Here is a 15,580-nt window from a genome sequence, read left to right as displayed (position 1 = left end):
GCGAGTATGCAATTCCCGAGTATTTAAGTCAACTATAAGACCTAGTACTTTAGTCAGGTTTACCCGCAAAAGAGCGGCAGCATCATAGCAAAGGCCGGCCATATACAGCCAGCAGTACCGCGTTATCGTTCATCGCGAGCAAGCTCGCCCCCACACTGGACCGCGTCAGCCTGTACAACTTGATCACCTGTGGGAGCGAGCTTGCTCGCGATGAGTTCGACTCGGTTTAGCTGGCCTGACTCTGATCCTTGTCCTTCACACAGGCGAAATCTTCTTCGCGCAGCTCAGGCAGATCTTTCGCACAGTAATTGCTGCCCAGGTCCTTCAACGCCCCGCACATCCCCTCCAGACGACCATCGACCGCCTGCAGGTGATCGAGCAACTGGTTAATGGCGCGAGCCACCGGGTCAGGCATGTCTTCAGTCACACCGTAGGCATCGAAGCCGATTTTCTCGGCCATGGCCTTACGCTTGGCATCTTGCTCTTCGTCGGATTTGACGATGATCCGCCCCGGAATACCCACCACAGTGGCACCCGGTGGCACTTCCTTGGTCACGACAGCGTTGGAACCCACCTTGGCACCGGCACCGACTGTGAACGGGCCGAGCACCTTCGCGCCCGCCCCGACCACGACGCCATCACCCAGCGTTGGGTGGCGCTTGCCTTTATTCCAACTGGTACCGCCCAAGGTCACGCCCTGATAAATAGTGACGTCATCGCCGATCTCGGCGGTTTCACCGATGACGATGCCCATGCCATGGTCAATGAAGAAACGACGACCGACCTTGGCCCCCGGATGGATCTCGATCCCGGTCAGCCAGCGGCCGAAGTTCGACACCAGCCGCGCCAGCCATTTCAGGTCCGCGCGCCACAGCATCGCCGACAAACGGTGGATCCAGATGGCGTGCATGCCCGGATAGCAAGTCAGGACTTCAAAAGCGTTACGCGCCGCCGGGTCTCGGTGGAATACGCTCTGGATATCTTCACGCAAACGCTCGAACATCATTAATCCTTCCGCTTAAGGAGCTCACCACGGGCCGCTTTTTGGGTTTCCGTGAGGATGCCACGCAAAATATTCATTTCCGCCCGGCTGACCGAGCTGCGTCCGTACAACCGGCGCAGGCGCGCCATCAAGTGCCGTGGCTTTTCCGGATCGAGGAATTCGATGGCCACCAGGGTCTGCTCCAGGTGCTCATAGAATCGCTCCAGCTCGTCCATGGTCGCCAGCTCAGCGCTTTTGACCGAGGCCACTTCTTCCTTCTCGACCTTGCTCGGCTGACCTTGGGCCGCCAGCCAGGACATGCGCACTTCATAACCCAACACCTGCACCGCCGCCCCAAGGTTCAGCGAACTGAACTCAGGGTCTGATGGAATGTGCACGTGATAATGACATCGCTGCAGCTCTTCGTTGGTCAGGCCGGAATCTTCACGACCGAACACCAGAGCGATTTCCGCACCCTGCCCCGCTTCCTCGACCACCTTCGTTCCGCATTCGCGGGGATCGAGCAGCGGCCAGGGAATGCGCCGGTCGCGAGCACTGGTACCAAGCACCAGGTTGCAACCGACCAAGGCATCTTCCAAGGTGGCGACGACTTGCGCGTTTTCAAGGATGTCCCCGGCACCGGAGGCACGGGCATCGGCCTCGTGATGCGGGAACACACGAGGCTCGACCAGCACCAGCCGCGACAGCCCCATGTTCTTCATGGCACGCGCAGCCCCGCCGATATTGCCCGGATGGCTGGTATTGACCAGGACGACACGAATGTTTTGCAGCAAGGGAGGCGCTCTCGAACACAATAATCGGGAGCCGAATCTTACAGCTGAACCTACCGTTAAGCCATGAAAGCGAACGTCGTCCTTCTCCTGTAGAAACTTTCTGATAGAATGCCCGGCTTTCTTTAACAACCTTAGGTGACACATCCATGCAGCCCATGCTGAATATCGCGCTGCGCGCCGCCCGCAGCGCCAGTGAATTGATCTTCCGCTCCATCGAGCGCCTGGATACCATCAAGGTCGACGAAAAAGACGCCAAGGATTACGTATCCGAGGTGGATCGCGCCGCCGAACAGAAAATCATCGATGCCCTGCGCAAGGCGTACCCGAATCACTCGATCCTGGGTGAAGAGACCGGCATGCACGCCGGCACCGGCATCGAAGGCGAAGAGTACCTGTGGATCATCGATCCGCTGGACGGCACCACCAACTTCCTGCGCGGCATTCCTCACTTCGCTGTCAGCATCGCCTGCAAATACCGCGGTCGTCTTGAGCACGCTGTTGTTCTGGACCCGGTTCGCCAGGAAGAATTCACCGCCAGCCGTGGTCGCGGCGCTCAACTGAACGGTCGTCGCCTGCGCGTCAGCGGTCGCACCAGCCTCGACGGCGCCCTGCTGGGTACCGGCTTCCCGTTCCGTGACGACCAGATGGACAACCTCGACAACTACCTGGGCATGTTCCGCGCCCTGGTTGGCCAGACCGCCGGCATCCGCCGCGCCGGCTCTGCAAGCCTGGACCTGGCCTACGTGGCTGCCGGCCGCTTCGACGCCTTCTGGGAGTCGGGCCTGTCCGAATGGGACATGGCGGCAGGCGCCCTGCTGATCCAGGAAGCTGGCGGCCTGGTAAGCGACTTCACCGGCGGTCACGACTTCCTTGAAAAAGGCCACGTCGTTGCTGGTAACACCAAGTGCTTCAAGGCAGTCCTGACGGCCATCCAGCCGCACCTGCCAGCCTCGCTGAAGCGCTAAGCTTCCAGCGACAGAAAAAGCACCCTTCGGGGTGCTTTTTTTATGCCTGGAATTTGTCCCTCAAAACACCGAAATCCTCTGTAGGAGCGAGCCTGCTCGCGAAGGTCGTCAACGATAACGCGGGAATTCTGGATAAACGCGGCGCCCTTAGGTTCTTCGCGAGCAGGCTCGCTCCTACAGGGGATTGCGGTGGCGCATAGATCGCGGGCACAAAAAAAGCACCCCGCAGGGTGCTTCTTTTTTAATCCAGCGTCAGCAGATCAGTGAGCCGTCTGATTATCCGACAAGATCAACTTGCCTTCCTTATCCACCGGAATCTGGTTGCCTGGATCACGATCCATGCGCACCTTGCCTTCCTTGCCGTCCAGCGAATAACGCACGTCGTAACCTACAACCTTGTCACTGATGTCGTTAACCGTGTTACAGCGGGTCTGGGTGGTGGTGTAGGTATCACGCTCCTGCATGCCTTCCTGCACCTTGTTACCGGCGTAACCGCCACCGACAGCACCTGCGACCGTGGCGATCTTCTTACCGCTGCCGCCACCGATCTGGTTACCCAGCAAACCACCTGCCAATGCACCGACCACCGTACCGGCGATCTGATGTTGATCTTTCACCGGCGCCTGCCGGGTGACCGCTACATCCTTGCACACTTCACGTGGAGTCTTGATTTGTGTCTTGACCGGCTCAACGGCGAGTACTTGTGCGAACTCCGGGCCGCTTTTAACCAGGCTGTAGGTGGCCACAGCACCCCCGGCAGTCACACCGACAGCACCCAGTACAGCACCAACCAGCATCGACTTGTTCACATGAACCTCCTGGACCATCACATGCGGGATAAACCCGCGCTTCTCCCTGCCTTGGAGCACAAAAAAAGGCGCGAGTTCAACTCGCGCCTTTTTCGGACTACATCGCTGAAAGAAGCTTCCTTCAAGGACGGTCGTCGACTTCCTTCTCGGCATTGGCCGGAGGAATCAGGTCTTCCGTGCTCAGGTTCAGCCAGATCAGCACCACGTTCGCGATGTAGATCGACGAGTAAGTACCCGCCAGAACACCGATGAACAGGGCGATGGAGAAGCCGAACAGGTTGTCGCCACCGAAGAACAGCAGGGCCGCGATCGCCAGCAAGGTGGAAATCGAAGTCGCCATGGTCCGCAGCAGGGTTTGCGTGGTCGAGATGTTGATGTTCTCGATCAGGCTGGCCTTGCGCAGTACCCGGAAGTTCTCACGAACCCGGTCGAATACCACGATGGTGTCGTTGAGCGAGTAACCGATGATCGCCAATACCGCCGCCAGCACCGTCAGGTCGAAGGTGATCTGGAAGAACGACAGGATACCGATGGTCACGATCACGTCGTGGATCAGGGACACGATCGCACCGACCGCAAACTTCCACTGAAAGCGGAACGCCAGGTAGATCAGGATGCCGCCCAGCGCCATCAGCATGCCGAGGCCGCCCTGGTCGCGCAGCTCTTCACCCACCTGCGGGCCGACGAACTCGACGCGCTTGACCGTCGCCGGGTTCTCGCCGCCCACCTTCTGCAGGGCTTCGGCCACCTGGTGACCCAGTTGCGGGTCTTCGCCAGGCATGCGCACCAGCAGGTCGGTGGTTGCACCGAAGTTCTGCACGATGGCTTCGTGATAACCCGCGGTCACCAGCTGCTCACGCACCTGGGTGACGTCGGCCGGACGCTCGTAGGTCAGCTCGATGAGCGTACCGCCGGTGAAGTCCAGGCCCCAGTTCATGCCCTTGGTGGCGACGCTGAACAAGGCCAGCACCGTAAGGAACAATGTGACGCCGAACGCAAAGTTGCGAACGCCCATGAAGTTGATTGTACGTAACATGGCAGCCCCTTAAATCCACAACTTCTTGAAGTCACGACCGCCGAAGATCAGGTTGACCATCGCGCGGGTCACCATGATGGCCGTGAACATCGAGGTAAAGATCCCGAGGGACATGGTCACTGCGAAGCCCTTGACCGGGCCGGTGCCCATGGCAAAGAGGATGCCGCCGACCAACAGTGTTGTCAGGTTGGCGTCGAGAATCGCGGTGAATGCCCGGCCGAAGCCTTCGTTGATTGCACGCTGCACGGTCATGCCGGCGGCGATCTCTTCACGGATCCGCGAGAAGATCAGCACGTTGGCGTCGACCGCCATACCCATGGTCAACACGATACCGGCGATACCCGGCAGGGTCAGCGTTGCACCCAGCAGAGACATCAAGGCCAGCAGCATCACCATGTTCACCGTCAGCGCGACAGTGGCGATGATGCCGAAGAAGCGGTAGATGGCGATGATGAACAGCGAGACGAACAGCATGCCCCACAGCGATGCATCGATACCCTTGGTGATGTTGTCGGCACCCAGGCTTGGACCGATGGTGCGTTCTTCAGCGAAGTACATCGGAGCGGCCAGACCACCGGCACGCAGCAACAGCGCCAGTTCGGACGACTCGCCCTGGCCATTCAGGCCAGTGATGCGGAACTGAGCACCCAGCGGCGACTGAATGGTCGCCAGGCTGATGATCTTCTTCTCTTCCTTGAAGGTCTGAACCGGAACGTCTTTCTCGACGCCGTTGACCACCTGCTTGGTGTAAGTGGTAACCGGGCGCTGCTCGATGAAGATCACCGCCATGCTGCGACCGACGTTCGAACGGGTCGCACGACTCATCAGCTCGCCGCCATGGCCATCCAGACGGATATTCACTTCTGGCCTGCCGTGCTCGTCGAAGCCAGCCTTGGCGTCGGTTACCTGGTCACCGGTGATGATCAGGCCACGCTCGATCAGCGCAGGAGGACGGTTGCCCTCACGGAACTCGAAGGATTCGGAAGTGGCTTTCGAAGCACCCGGCTCAGCCGCCAGACGGAACTCGAGGTTGGCCGTCTTGCCGAGGATACGCTTGGCTTCGGCGGTGTCCTGCACGCCCGGCAGCTCAACCACGATGCGGTTGGCGCCCTGACGCTGGACGATCGGTTCGGCAACACCCAGCTCGTTGACGCGGTTACGTACCGTGGTCAAGTTCTGCTTGATGGAGTATTCACGGATTTCCGCCAGCTTGGCCGGGGTCATCGCCAGACGCAGCACCGGTTGACCGTTGAGGTCGGCCGGAACAATGTCGAAATCGTTGAAGTTCTTGCGGATCAGCGTACGGGCCTGTTCGCGGGCTGCTTCATCAGTGAAGCCCAGCTGAATGGCACCGCCCAGTTGCGGCAGACTGCGATAGCGCAGCTTCTCTTTACGCAGCAGGCTCTTGACGTCACCTTCGTAGACTTTCAGGCGCGCGTCGAGGGCTTTGTCCATGTCCACTTCCAGCAGGAAGTGCACACCACCGGACAAGTCCAGACCCAGCTTCATCGGATGCGCAGCGAGGTTGCGCAGCCATTGCGGGGTGGTTTGTGCCAGGTTCAGCGCGACGACGTAGTCATCACCCAATGCCTTGCGCACGACGTCCTTGGCCGGCAGCTGGTCTTCAGCCTTGGTCAGGCGAATCAGACCGCCCTTGCCGCCCTCTGCCAGCGTGGCAGCCTTGACGTTGATCCCGGATTCCTTGAGCGCAGCGCTCACGCGATCCAGATCAGCCTGATTGACTTGCAGCGCAGTGCTTGCACCGCTGACCTGAATGGCCGGGTCATCAGGATAAAGATTGGGAGCGGAATAAATCAGACCGACCGCCAGCACCGCCAGGATCAGAATGTATTTCCACAGAGGATATTTGTTCAGCATCACGCCGCCCGTTTATGACGCGGGGCGCCTTGCGCGCCCCGTCGATTGAAAATGAAGTTGAAACTTAGATCGCTTTGAGCGTGCCTTTTGGCAGCGTGGCGGCGATGGCGCCTTTCTGGAACTTCATTTCGACGGTGTCGGAAACTTCCAGAACGACGAAATCGTCGGCCACTTTAGTGATCTTGCCGGCGATGCCGCCGGTGGTCACAACTTCGTCGCCTTTCTGCAGGCTGCTCAGCAGGTTTTTCTGCTCTTTGGCGCGTTTGGCCTGTGGACGCCAGATCATCAGGTAGAAGATGACCAGGAAGCCGACCAGGAAAATCCACTCGAAACCGCCGCCCATAGGGGCTGCCGCAGGTGCAGCAGCGTCTGCCATGGCATTAGAGATAAAAAAGCTCATTTAGCACTCCAGTTGCAAATGTTGAATCTTGGGGTCAGTAAACTCAGTCCAAAGGCGGAACAGGCAACCCGCGTTTGGCGTAGAAGGCATCGACAAAGGCGGCCAATGTACCCTGTTGAATAGCCTCGCGCAAACCAGCCATAAGCACTTGATAATGGCGCAAGTTATGGATGGTATTGAGCATGCTTCCCAGCATTTCGCCGCACTTGTCCAGGTGATGCAGATAAGCGCGGGAGAAGTTCTGGCAGGTATAGCAATCGCAGGTCGGATCGAGCGGCGAATCATCATGGCGATGGAACGCGTTACGGATCTTCAGCACGCCGGTATCAATGAACAGATGCCCATTGCGGGCGTTACGGGTTGGCATCACGCAATCGAACATGTCCACACCGCGGCGCACACCCTCAACCAAGTCTTCCGGTTTGCCAACGCCCATAAGGTAACGAGGTTTGTCAGCCGGCATCATGCCCGGCAGGTAATCCAGCACCTTGATCATCTCGTGCTTGGGCTCGCCCACCGACAGACCACCGATGGCCAGGCCGTCGAAGCCGATCTTGTCCAGGCCTTCCAGGGAGCGCATGCGCAGGTCCTGGTGCATGCCGCCCTGAACGATACCGAACAGCGCCGCCGTGTTGTCGCCATGGGCTTCTTTCGAACGCTTGGCCCAACGCAGGGACAATTCCATGGAAATACGGGCAACGTCTTCGTCGGCCGGGTACGGCGTGCATTCGTCGAAAATCATCACGATGTCGGAGCCCAGGTCACGCTGGACCTGCATCGACTCTTCCGGGCCCATGAACACCTTGGCACCGTCGACCGGGGAAGCGAAGGTCACACCCTCCTCCTTGATCTTGCGCATGGCGCCCAGGCTGAACACCTGGAAACCGCCGGAGTCGGTCAGAATCGGGCCTTTCCACTGCATGAAATCGTGCAGGTCGCCGTGTTTCTTGATCACTTCCGTACCCGGGCGCAGCCACAGGTGGAAAGTGTTGCCCAGAATGATTTCCGCGCCGGTCGCCTCGATATCCCGTGGCAGCATGCCCTTGACCGTGCCGTAGGTGCCCACCGGCATGAAAGCCGGGGTCTCGACGGTACCGCGCGGGAAGGTCAAACGACCGCGACGAGCCTTGCCATCAGTGGCCAGCAGCTCGAAAGACATACGACAGGTGCGACTCATACAGTTTCCTCTGGGCCCGATTCTTTAGGGGCAGTCGGCGCAGGATTACGCGTGATGAACATCGCATCACCGTAGCTGAAAAAGCGGTAACCGTTGTCGACCGCGGCCTTGTAGGCGGCCATGGTCTCGGGATAACCGGCGAACGCCGAAACCAGCATCAACAGCGTGGATTCGGGCAAATGGAAGTTGGTGACCAGGGCATCGACCACATGAAACGGCCGGCCCGGGTAGATGAAAATGTCGGTGTCGCCGCTGAACGGCTTGAGCACGCCATCGCGGGCGGCGCTTTCCAGGGAACGCACACTAGTAGTCCCCACCGCCACCACGCGACCACCGCGAGCGCGGCAGGCGGCAACGGCATCGACCACGTCCTGGCCGACTTCCAGCCATTCGCTGTGCATGTGGTGGTCTTCGAGCTTCTCGACCCGCACCGGCTGGAAAGTGCCGGCGCCGACGTGCAGGGTCACGAACGCAGTCTCGACGCCCTTGGCGGCAATCGCCTCCATCAGCACCTGATCGAAATGCAGCCCCGCCGTCGGCGCCGCCACCGCGCCCAAACGCTCGGCGTAGACGGTCTGGTAACGCTCGCGGTCGGCGCCTTCATCCGGGCGGTCTATATAAGGAGGCAGCGGCATGTGCCCGACGCGGTCGAGCAACGGCAACACCTCCTCAGCGAACCCCAGCTCGAACAACGCATCGTGCCGCGCCAGCATCTCGGCCTCGCCACCGCCGTCGATGAGGATCTTCGACCCAGGCTTGGGCGACTTGCTGGACCGCACATGGGCCAGCACGCGATGACTGTCGAGCACCCGCTCCACCAGGATTTCCAGCTTGCCGCCGGAAGCCTTCTGGCCAAACAGCCGCGCCGGAATCACCCGGGTATTGTTGAACACCATCAAGTCGCCGGGGCGCAAATGCTCCAGCAAATCAGTGAATTGACGGTGTGCCAGGGCGCCGCTGACCCCATCAAGGGTCAACAGGCGACTATTGCGCCGCTCGGCCAGCGGATGGCGGGCGATCAGCGAATCAGGGAGCTCGAAGGTAAAGTCAGCAACGCGCATGATGGGGTTCGTCTAGCAGGGCCGGGAAGTCTAGCGGAATTATCAAAAATTCTCCATGTACCTGATTGACCAGCGGTTATCTCATCTCTATACTTCGCCGCCATTGAGCCCTGATGGCGGAATTGGTAGACGCGGCGGATTCAAAATCCGTTTTCGAAAGGAGTGGGAGTTCGAGTCTCCCTCGGGGCACCAAAATTAAGAAAGGTCTTGCTTAGCAAGGCCTTTTTTTTCGCCTGCAGAAAAGCCACAGACTCTCTGAAGGAGCCGGCTTGCTGGCGATGCTTTTGACCCTGCTCTTCCACACTACCCGCACCGCCGGAACATTTCACAAGGATTCCCCCCATGGAATTGCACCTGGAAACCGTCGCCCTCTTCTCCCTCAAACTGGCTTACGAATCGGAAGATTCAAGCCCGATTTTGCGTGACGATCTGGTGATGGGTGACTACCAGCGGGATGTGTTTGAGTTGCTGGTGCGTCGGGGGGATATTGAGGGGATTCAGTTGAAGGTGGATGAGTGTGTGGGGTTGGCGCTGGAGGCTGTTGGGGGTGTGGATAAGCCGTTGGGGCGGGAGTTGGGGAGGTTGGCGGGGGAATTTGCCGGGATTCGGGCGATGGAGCAGCTTGATACACCGCTCGTAGCGCTTAAGGATTATCTGAAAGACATTCAGTGAATGAAGGCAGGCGGTCCAAAAAGTGAGAACACCCATTAGCCAGACCGACGTTGACGACACTTCTTATCCAATAATAAATTTGAGAATCATCTAGCCGGCCTCCCCACCTCACGGAGGTGGCGCAAAATTCAAGGTGCGCCCTTAAAGCTCAGGGCGATGCACGAATCGTCTACCACATACTCGACGCCGTAATGGCTATTTGATATCTTTAGACCCGAAAACTGCGAACTTCAGTTACTAGGGTTGAATAATGAACGACGTTGAAGATCAGATAATTGAGCTTAAAAAAGCCGTTGCTTATGATAGTAAAGATTTTACCATCGAACTTCTTGTCAGCAAATATCTGGATAAAATTGACGAGAATGAAAATGAAGTCTTCGTCCCCGACTACCAGCGGGACTTTGTTTGGGACTCATCACGACAATCTAGATTAATCGAATCGATTGTCCTCGGGTTACCCATTCCGCCCATCTTTGTTGCAGAGAATAAAGATGGCCGCCTCGAGATTGTAGATGGCTCGCAGAGGGTCAGAACCCTCAGCGCTTTCCTCAGAAGCGAACTGACACTGGAAAATCTCGAAAAAGTCACCAAGCTCAATGGCATGTCGTATGCGGACTTTGACGTTTCGAGAAAGCGTAAGTTCAACAATATGACGATCACCGTAATAGTTCTTTCTGAGAATGCAACCGAGGAAGTAAAGAACGACCTCTTTGAACGTATAAACAAAGGTAGTGACATTCTTCGCAACATGGAAACACGTAAGGGTATCTATCGTGGTGCCTTCACCGACTTTATCTATGACGAATGTGCGAACAATCAAAAATTTCGTAATTCCGTAATACTATCTAAAACCGTACAGAATCGCCAAGAGCACGAAGAGCTTGTCCTAAGGTTTTTTGCCTTGATTGACTTACGCCCCAAGTACAGTGATTTCTCGAGAAGTGTTAGCAAGGCTCTAGACGATTACATGGATAGGAAACGTGAAACTTTCAGCGAAGAGGAAAAGCAACAAAAGCTGTTTATATTCAATCGCATGGTCGATTTCGTAACGGAAAACTTTGAATTCGGATTTTCTAAAAGTGCGGGAAAAGAAGTGTCTCGTATATTCTTTGAGGCTATTTCCGTTGGCTGCCATCTCGCACTTGAGGAAGCACCCAATCTCAAGCCACCTAAGAAAGTTGACGTACGATTCTTTTTTTCGGACCGAGACTTTAACAAGTCAGTAACGGGCCAGTATCGAACGCACTCCACGGACAACCTGAATAAGCGCATAAATTACATCAAGGATCGCATCCTTAGCTTCTCGGTAAAAAATTAGTCATGAAAGGCATCAAGTCTGATCTTCTTGAGCGTAATGCCTCGATCTACCGTTTATTTACCCATATTGAGGAAGTATCGGAGCAACGAGGAAAAATCGAGGTGGTCGTTGTACTTAAGGCGAGTTTTTTTGTGGCGCTATATAACAATATAGAAGCTACTGCCTACGCCACACTTGAGCAAGTTCACTACCAACTTGGCCTTCGAAAGTACAACGTACTTACGGAAAAGCTTCAAAAGCGCATGCTGGAATACAGCTTCGGAAGAGGTCGGTCCGCTGACTTAAAGGACGCTGCGAAGGTAGAAGAATTAAAGAAGAAAATCCTAGCTGAAGATCTTCGCTTCCCCTCGATTCATGATTTCCTTAAAAGGAAAACCATATTTTCTGGCAACCTGGATGCAAGGCGACTAGGTGATATAGCTGAAGAGTATGGCATGGACAAACCACAGTTCCGAGGCAATACAGAACATGTGCTGACCGTTAAAAACAAAAGGAACAAAATCGCTCATGGAGAAGTTTCTCTCTCCGACGCGGGCAAGGGGATTAAAAATACTGATCTACAAAATATTTTTAATGCAGTTAATCTTATCCTAGAAGACTTTATCAACAACTCCGATGAGTTCTTGATAAAGGAGCTTTACCTCGGCTAAATGCCAGACCAAGAACCAAACAAAAGGGGACGGATTTATTTTCGAGCTCAATCCACTAATAAATCCGGCCCCTCCCCTACCTATTTCCCAAGGGGAATGGAGCACATTCTTAAAAATTTGACTGGTATCGAAATGTTAACGAAACCAGCCAAGCGTAGAAATACGGCACTATCAAACTGTTAACTTAAGAAGGTAACATTGGAAACAACCCATATCGACCACCACCCGCACTACCGTAGAATACCTCTACATGGGCGATTTTCTCGATACCTGCAGGGGGATCTATGTTCTCCAAAATTATAAATTGACCAAAATCACCGATTTTCGATAAGTGCTCAAAAAAATTCACTTTTACAGATGTTCTAGATAGTTTAATTTCGTCCTCTGTAAGTGCGCCACGACTAGGATTTTTTAGAGGATCCCGATATGTCAACAACGGTGAATCTAAAATTACGAATCCCGGGTGGGGGAGATTATTCTCCCTACAATAAATCAAAAGTGCCACTTTAAACGCGGCGTGAGTGATCGCACGAACGCCCTTGCCATTGTCTACACGCAACTTTCCGTCAATTATAATTTCGTATTTATCTTTATCGAAGCCAATTAAGTGCTCACCCGGAAAACCCCACTCCTTAAGTACCCGAGAAACGACCTTACAAAACTCAAAAACAACATCCCCAGGCACAGAGAGATTGGGGCGATCTGCTTTTGTAGGTGCTTTCAATCCTTCGAATTCTTTGATTTTCAGAAGATAACTTTCCTTCTGATCTAAAAGCGCGATACCTCTGACGACCTGATCTTTTTTGCTAATGATTTCATTAAGAGATAATTGCTTCTCGCCTGCCTCGGGCGACTGGATTGCTAGAGTCAGCTCTATCTCTGCAAGTCTTTCTTCTATTGCTGGCCTATCCTCCTCCATTCTGTACAACTCAATACGCAGAGCCCCAATAGTTGACTCAAGTTCGGATTGAAGAGTTTTAATTTTTTGGATTTCGATTAATGCAGACTGCTGCTCACCCCTTACTTGATCAAGTTGTGCTTTAGTATTCTGCGCTTCGGGTGGAGCGCCACAAACGGAGCAATCTGCCTCCTCTAAAGACAGAAGAAAACTGGCCTCCTCAATAGAAGTAAGTCTAGCAATGTCCGAATCATAAATGCTATTTAGCTGATAAAATCTTTGCAGATGCAGGCGAATTTCATCTTCCCTATCCGAAGACTGAGACAAAGTTCTTGCCAACGTTCTTTTTTCAGCTAGCAATTCAGTTGACAAAGATCTGTAAGACTGAACCTGCAATCTAATCTCATCTAAACTTTCATCAAGCCGATCTTTCTGAGAATGTAAATCGGAAGTATCTGGATACTCCTCTAATCGTGACTCGACATCCTTAAGCAGACTTTGAATAACTTCAATTTTCGTCGACTTCGATGCATTGAATTTCGTTGAGTCAAGAACAGGAATAATTGATTTATCGTCGGAGCCAGTTAATAATGACCTAAAAACACTTCGTTCCTTCGGTCGAGCTACGGGTCCTAAATCCGTTTCAACAGGAGATCGTTCAGCTTGAATACTTGTTTCGTCAACGAGAACATACGGCATAAGTTCTCGAAAACTGAAGTTTTCCTTCTCCCCGGATTGGTTTTTTGCTAGTTGCCTACCCGAAAGACCAAGGTAGTCCAAAAGTAATCCTGGAAGACTTTCCTTATCTTTACTTCGCTGTGTCGGCTGGAGAACTTTGAAATCTTCCGGAAGCTCCGAAAACTCGAATAACCCATTAAAAAACTTATAAGCGCCTCCTGCCAACGAACGCAGTATTGTATACTGCCCTACGCCACGTAATTCTATACCCATTAAAATAGTGTCGTAGCCACTTTTTTCAGGAAGATCGGGCAGGCTCCCCCCCCCACCAAGCATGAAATCTATTGCTTTTAGTGCAAAAGACTTTCCTGTATTGGAGGCTCCATAGACAAGATTCAAGCCTGCCTCAAAATTCAGTTTCACCGGCCTATCAAGAATACCGACAAACTCCAAACTTCTAATTATTATTCCTTTATATTCCATGACTTTCCGACCCCATAATAAGATCACTTTGAAACTCAACCGCCCAATTACCTATTTTTGAAGTAATAACACTTCTTAGCTCAACCTTCGACAATGACGCAACAACATCAGCCAGCCACGCTGCCCTATCTTTTAGAGTATTTGAATATTCAGAGGTCAATAATTGCACCAGAGGGTATGCTTTTTCTGTTGCTTGATAGCATATACCGCTACTTGATGGCACAATAGATATCAGGCCAAATTTTTGCATTAAATTTAATCCGTTCTGAACAAGTTCTCGACGCACAAGTATTTCGCCACTCCTCTGTGGTAGCTTAGGGTGAATACTTGGCGGACCGCCGAGATCCGCACTATGTACAACCAAATGATCAAACCAAACCAATTCATTTATATCATGCGAAGAAGGATATGCTGCATTTAAAATCACTAATGACCTTACACCAGTCTCAATCGAGCTATTAAATAAGGTGCGCTCGCCAGAGTCATTCAACTTATCCATTTGAATTTTCCATCATTGACGAAGTGGTGACAGATACCCTGCTTCACTGGCACTCGTGCGTATTTGGCAGTAGCCCCTGATGTCTGAACAGCAGCAGCCTGGGCCATTACTGATTGAATTTTTTCCATTCCATTCTGATGCTCCGCCTCAAAAACATCTACAACACCGTGCAAAACATCCTCTTCAAACCCAACAATAACAGCTGGATCTGTATTGTCTCGATAGTATCGCTTAAAAGCATCAGCATCAAAAAATCGTTCCCTCTGCAAAGTTAGATTCCTTTGATACTGGGGATAGGAACCTAAATCTTCGTGACTATTGAAAACCACACACTCCTTTTCAGCGTAAGCACCGACCAACTGCTTTATATACTCAGACTCTGACTCTAGAACAGCTATTGGCACGACTCCTTTAGGAGACACCCCAGGATCGGCACCAAAATGTTTGTAAAGAACCTTTTTTGCAGCAGGATCCGAAAGCATATCTTCTAGCGCTATGCGCATAACATTTGAATAGTTGAATCCTTCCAAAACCACCAACAACTCCGCCGTTAACGGAATATCTCCTCCATCAATTATTTTGTACCTACAATATTTATCCCACTCATCAATAAGCTTTGCCTTCAACTTACTTGGATTAAATATCAACGTTTCCAAATTTCTATTTAAACCTTTGGGCGCGACAAAAAAATATTTAGTTGGAGGTGTAAAGTCACCTAGCATCGAATAATATAAAATCTTTCCAAGCTCACAAATTGCAGTATCGGTCGGGACACGCTTTGCGTATTGCTTACACTGATAATTTTCCCAGGCTCCTTCATGTTTATCAGCAGTCAAGAATCCTACAACATCCCTTCCCAAATCCTTTGCGCCAGAGAACCTACATACTTCTACGTATGTCTCTAATTTATTGGATACCCAATCTCTAACAAACAACTCCAACTCTGTGTCATCCAAAGTTAGTACAGCGCGAGCATAGTTATCCATTTCTCACACCCAACCTCCAGAATATCGAACCCATACACTCACCAAAAACTTGACAGCTTCAGTTCAGCATACAGCCTTTTTCTAGAACACAACCAAATAAAGGCAAAATGATACTACAGCCACAACACCAACTTCAATACCAACACTACATATGATGAAACGACACAAGCTAACTAGAGACTTTGGCACATACGCTGTCAAGTAGGATGCAGCGACCGCTACGAATAAATTATTTTTGCTCGGGACCAAAACATAAACATTTGATTTATCTAGAAAAACCCTCGGCATCGTGTG

15 protein-coding genes and 1 tRNA gene are annotated in these 15,580 nt (G+C 53.0%); 5 read left to right on the top strand and 11 right to left on the bottom strand.

Going from position 1 to position 15,580, the window contains the following annotated elements; all coding sequences use genetic code 11:
• Positions 1-226: 226 nt before the first annotated feature.
• On the bottom strand, positions 227-1,003 hold the full coding sequence (gene cysE / locus AC1Q6Y_RS19895; protein ID WP_007982740.1) for a serine O-acetyltransferase: 777 nt from the start codon (positions 1,001-1,003) through the stop codon (positions 227-229).
• A gap of 2 nt (positions 1,004-1,005) precedes the next feature.
• Positions 1,006-1,776 (bottom strand): tRNA (cytosine(32)/uridine(32)-2'-O)-methyltransferase TrmJ, encoded by a 771-nt coding sequence (gene trmJ / locus AC1Q6Y_RS19890; protein WP_008053257.1) that lies wholly within the window; start codon positions 1,774-1,776, stop codon positions 1,006-1,008.
• A 146-nt stretch (positions 1,777-1,922) separates the two neighbouring features.
• Between trmJ and suhB the strand changes: the two genes are divergently transcribed.
• Positions 1,923-2,741, top strand: a complete 819-nt coding sequence (suhB, locus tag AC1Q6Y_RS19885) for a type III secretion system regulator SuhB (protein WP_008053258.1) — start codon at positions 1,923-1,925, stop codon at positions 2,739-2,741.
• Positions 2,742-3,001: 260 nt separating this feature from the next.
• On the opposite strand, the gene AC1Q6Y_RS19880 is transcribed toward suhB, so the two are convergent.
• The 6 genes from AC1Q6Y_RS19880 to queA form a co-directional block, all read right to left on the bottom strand.
• Entirely contained in the window at positions 3,002-3,550 is a 549-nt protein-coding gene (locus tag AC1Q6Y_RS19880) for a glycine zipper 2TM domain-containing protein (RefSeq protein WP_223501124.1), read from the bottom strand.
• 121 nt (positions 3,551-3,671) lie between these two features.
• Entirely contained in the window at positions 3,672-4,586 is a 915-nt protein-coding gene (secF, locus tag AC1Q6Y_RS19875) for a protein translocase subunit SecF (RefSeq protein WP_057716305.1), read from the bottom strand.
• Between the two features lie 9 nt (positions 4,587-4,595).
• A complete protein-coding gene (secD, locus tag AC1Q6Y_RS19870) occupies positions 4,596-6,464 on the bottom strand; it encodes a protein translocase subunit SecD (RefSeq protein ID WP_057716306.1) in 1,869 nt (622 codons plus the stop codon).
• Positions 6,465-6,528: 64 nt separating this feature from the next.
• Positions 6,529-6,864: a preprotein translocase subunit YajC gene (gene yajC / locus AC1Q6Y_RS19865; RefSeq protein WP_007956696.1), complete on the bottom strand. Its 336-nt coding sequence runs from the start codon at positions 6,862-6,864 to the stop codon at positions 6,529-6,531.
• Between the two features lie 43 nt (positions 6,865-6,907).
• The gene (gene tgt / locus AC1Q6Y_RS19860) at positions 6,908-8,023 is read right to left on the bottom strand and encodes a tRNA guanosine(34) transglycosylase Tgt (protein ID WP_162130301.1); all 1,116 of its coding nucleotides are present in this window, start codon (positions 8,021-8,023) and stop codon (positions 6,908-6,910) included.
• Between the two features lie 14 nt (positions 8,024-8,037).
• Positions 8,038-9,102, bottom strand: a complete 1,065-nt coding sequence (gene queA / locus AC1Q6Y_RS19855) for a tRNA preQ1(34) S-adenosylmethionine ribosyltransferase-isomerase QueA (RefSeq protein WP_056721282.1) — start codon at positions 9,100-9,102, stop codon at positions 8,038-8,040.
• A 107-nt stretch (positions 9,103-9,209) separates the two neighbouring features.
• On the opposite strand from queA, the gene AC1Q6Y_RS19850 reads away from it, so the two are divergent.
• The 4 genes from AC1Q6Y_RS19850 to AC1Q6Y_RS19835 all read left to right on the top strand — a co-directional run bounded on the left by AC1Q6Y_RS19850 (position 9,210) and on the right by AC1Q6Y_RS19835 (position 11,742).
• Positions 9,210-9,294, top strand: a tRNA-Leu gene (locus tag AC1Q6Y_RS19850).
• Between the two features lie 150 nt (positions 9,295-9,444).
• Positions 9,445-9,774 carry a hypothetical protein gene (locus tag AC1Q6Y_RS19845; RefSeq protein WP_492625024.1) on the top strand — a complete coding sequence of 110 codons (330 nt, stop codon included), beginning with the start codon at positions 9,445-9,447 and terminating at the stop codon, positions 9,772-9,774.
• 250 nt (positions 9,775-10,024) lie between these two features.
• The gene (locus AC1Q6Y_RS19840) at positions 10,025-11,092 is read left to right on the top strand and encodes a DUF262 domain-containing protein (protein WP_492625023.1); all 1,068 of its coding nucleotides are present in this window, start codon (positions 10,025-10,027) and stop codon (positions 11,090-11,092) included.
• A gap of 2 nt (positions 11,093-11,094) precedes the next feature.
• Positions 11,095-11,742: an MAE_28990/MAE_18760 family HEPN-like nuclease gene (locus AC1Q6Y_RS19835; protein WP_492625022.1), complete on the top strand. Its 648-nt coding sequence runs from the start codon at positions 11,095-11,097 to the stop codon at positions 11,740-11,742.
• Positions 11,743-11,926: 184 nt separating this feature from the next.
• On the opposite strand, the gene AC1Q6Y_RS19830 is transcribed toward AC1Q6Y_RS19835, so the two are convergent.
• The 3 genes from AC1Q6Y_RS19830 to AC1Q6Y_RS19820 are packed head-to-tail and all read right to left on the bottom strand — an operon-like array spanning position 11,927 to position 15,286.
• Entirely contained in the window at positions 11,927-13,801 is a 1,875-nt protein-coding gene (locus AC1Q6Y_RS19830; RefSeq protein WP_492625021.1) for a hypothetical protein, read from the bottom strand.
• Positions 13,791-14,300 carry an ABC-three component system middle component 2 gene (locus AC1Q6Y_RS19825; protein WP_492625020.1) on the bottom strand — a complete coding sequence of 170 codons (510 nt, stop codon included), beginning with the start codon at positions 14,298-14,300 and terminating at the stop codon, positions 13,791-13,793. Before AC1Q6Y_RS19825 ends, AC1Q6Y_RS19830 begins: the two co-directional genes overlap by 11 nt.
• Positions 14,288-15,286: an ABC-three component system protein gene (locus AC1Q6Y_RS19820; RefSeq protein ID WP_492625019.1), complete on the bottom strand. Its 999-nt coding sequence runs from the start codon at positions 15,284-15,286 to the stop codon at positions 14,288-14,290. Before AC1Q6Y_RS19820 ends, AC1Q6Y_RS19825 begins: the two co-directional genes overlap by 13 nt.
• Between the last annotated feature and the right edge of the window lie 294 nt (positions 15,287-15,580).

It is taken from the genome of Pseudomonas sp. GW823-FHT06E10, from assembly GCF_058794995.1.
This window is presented reverse-complemented; position numbering and strand designations above follow the sequence as displayed.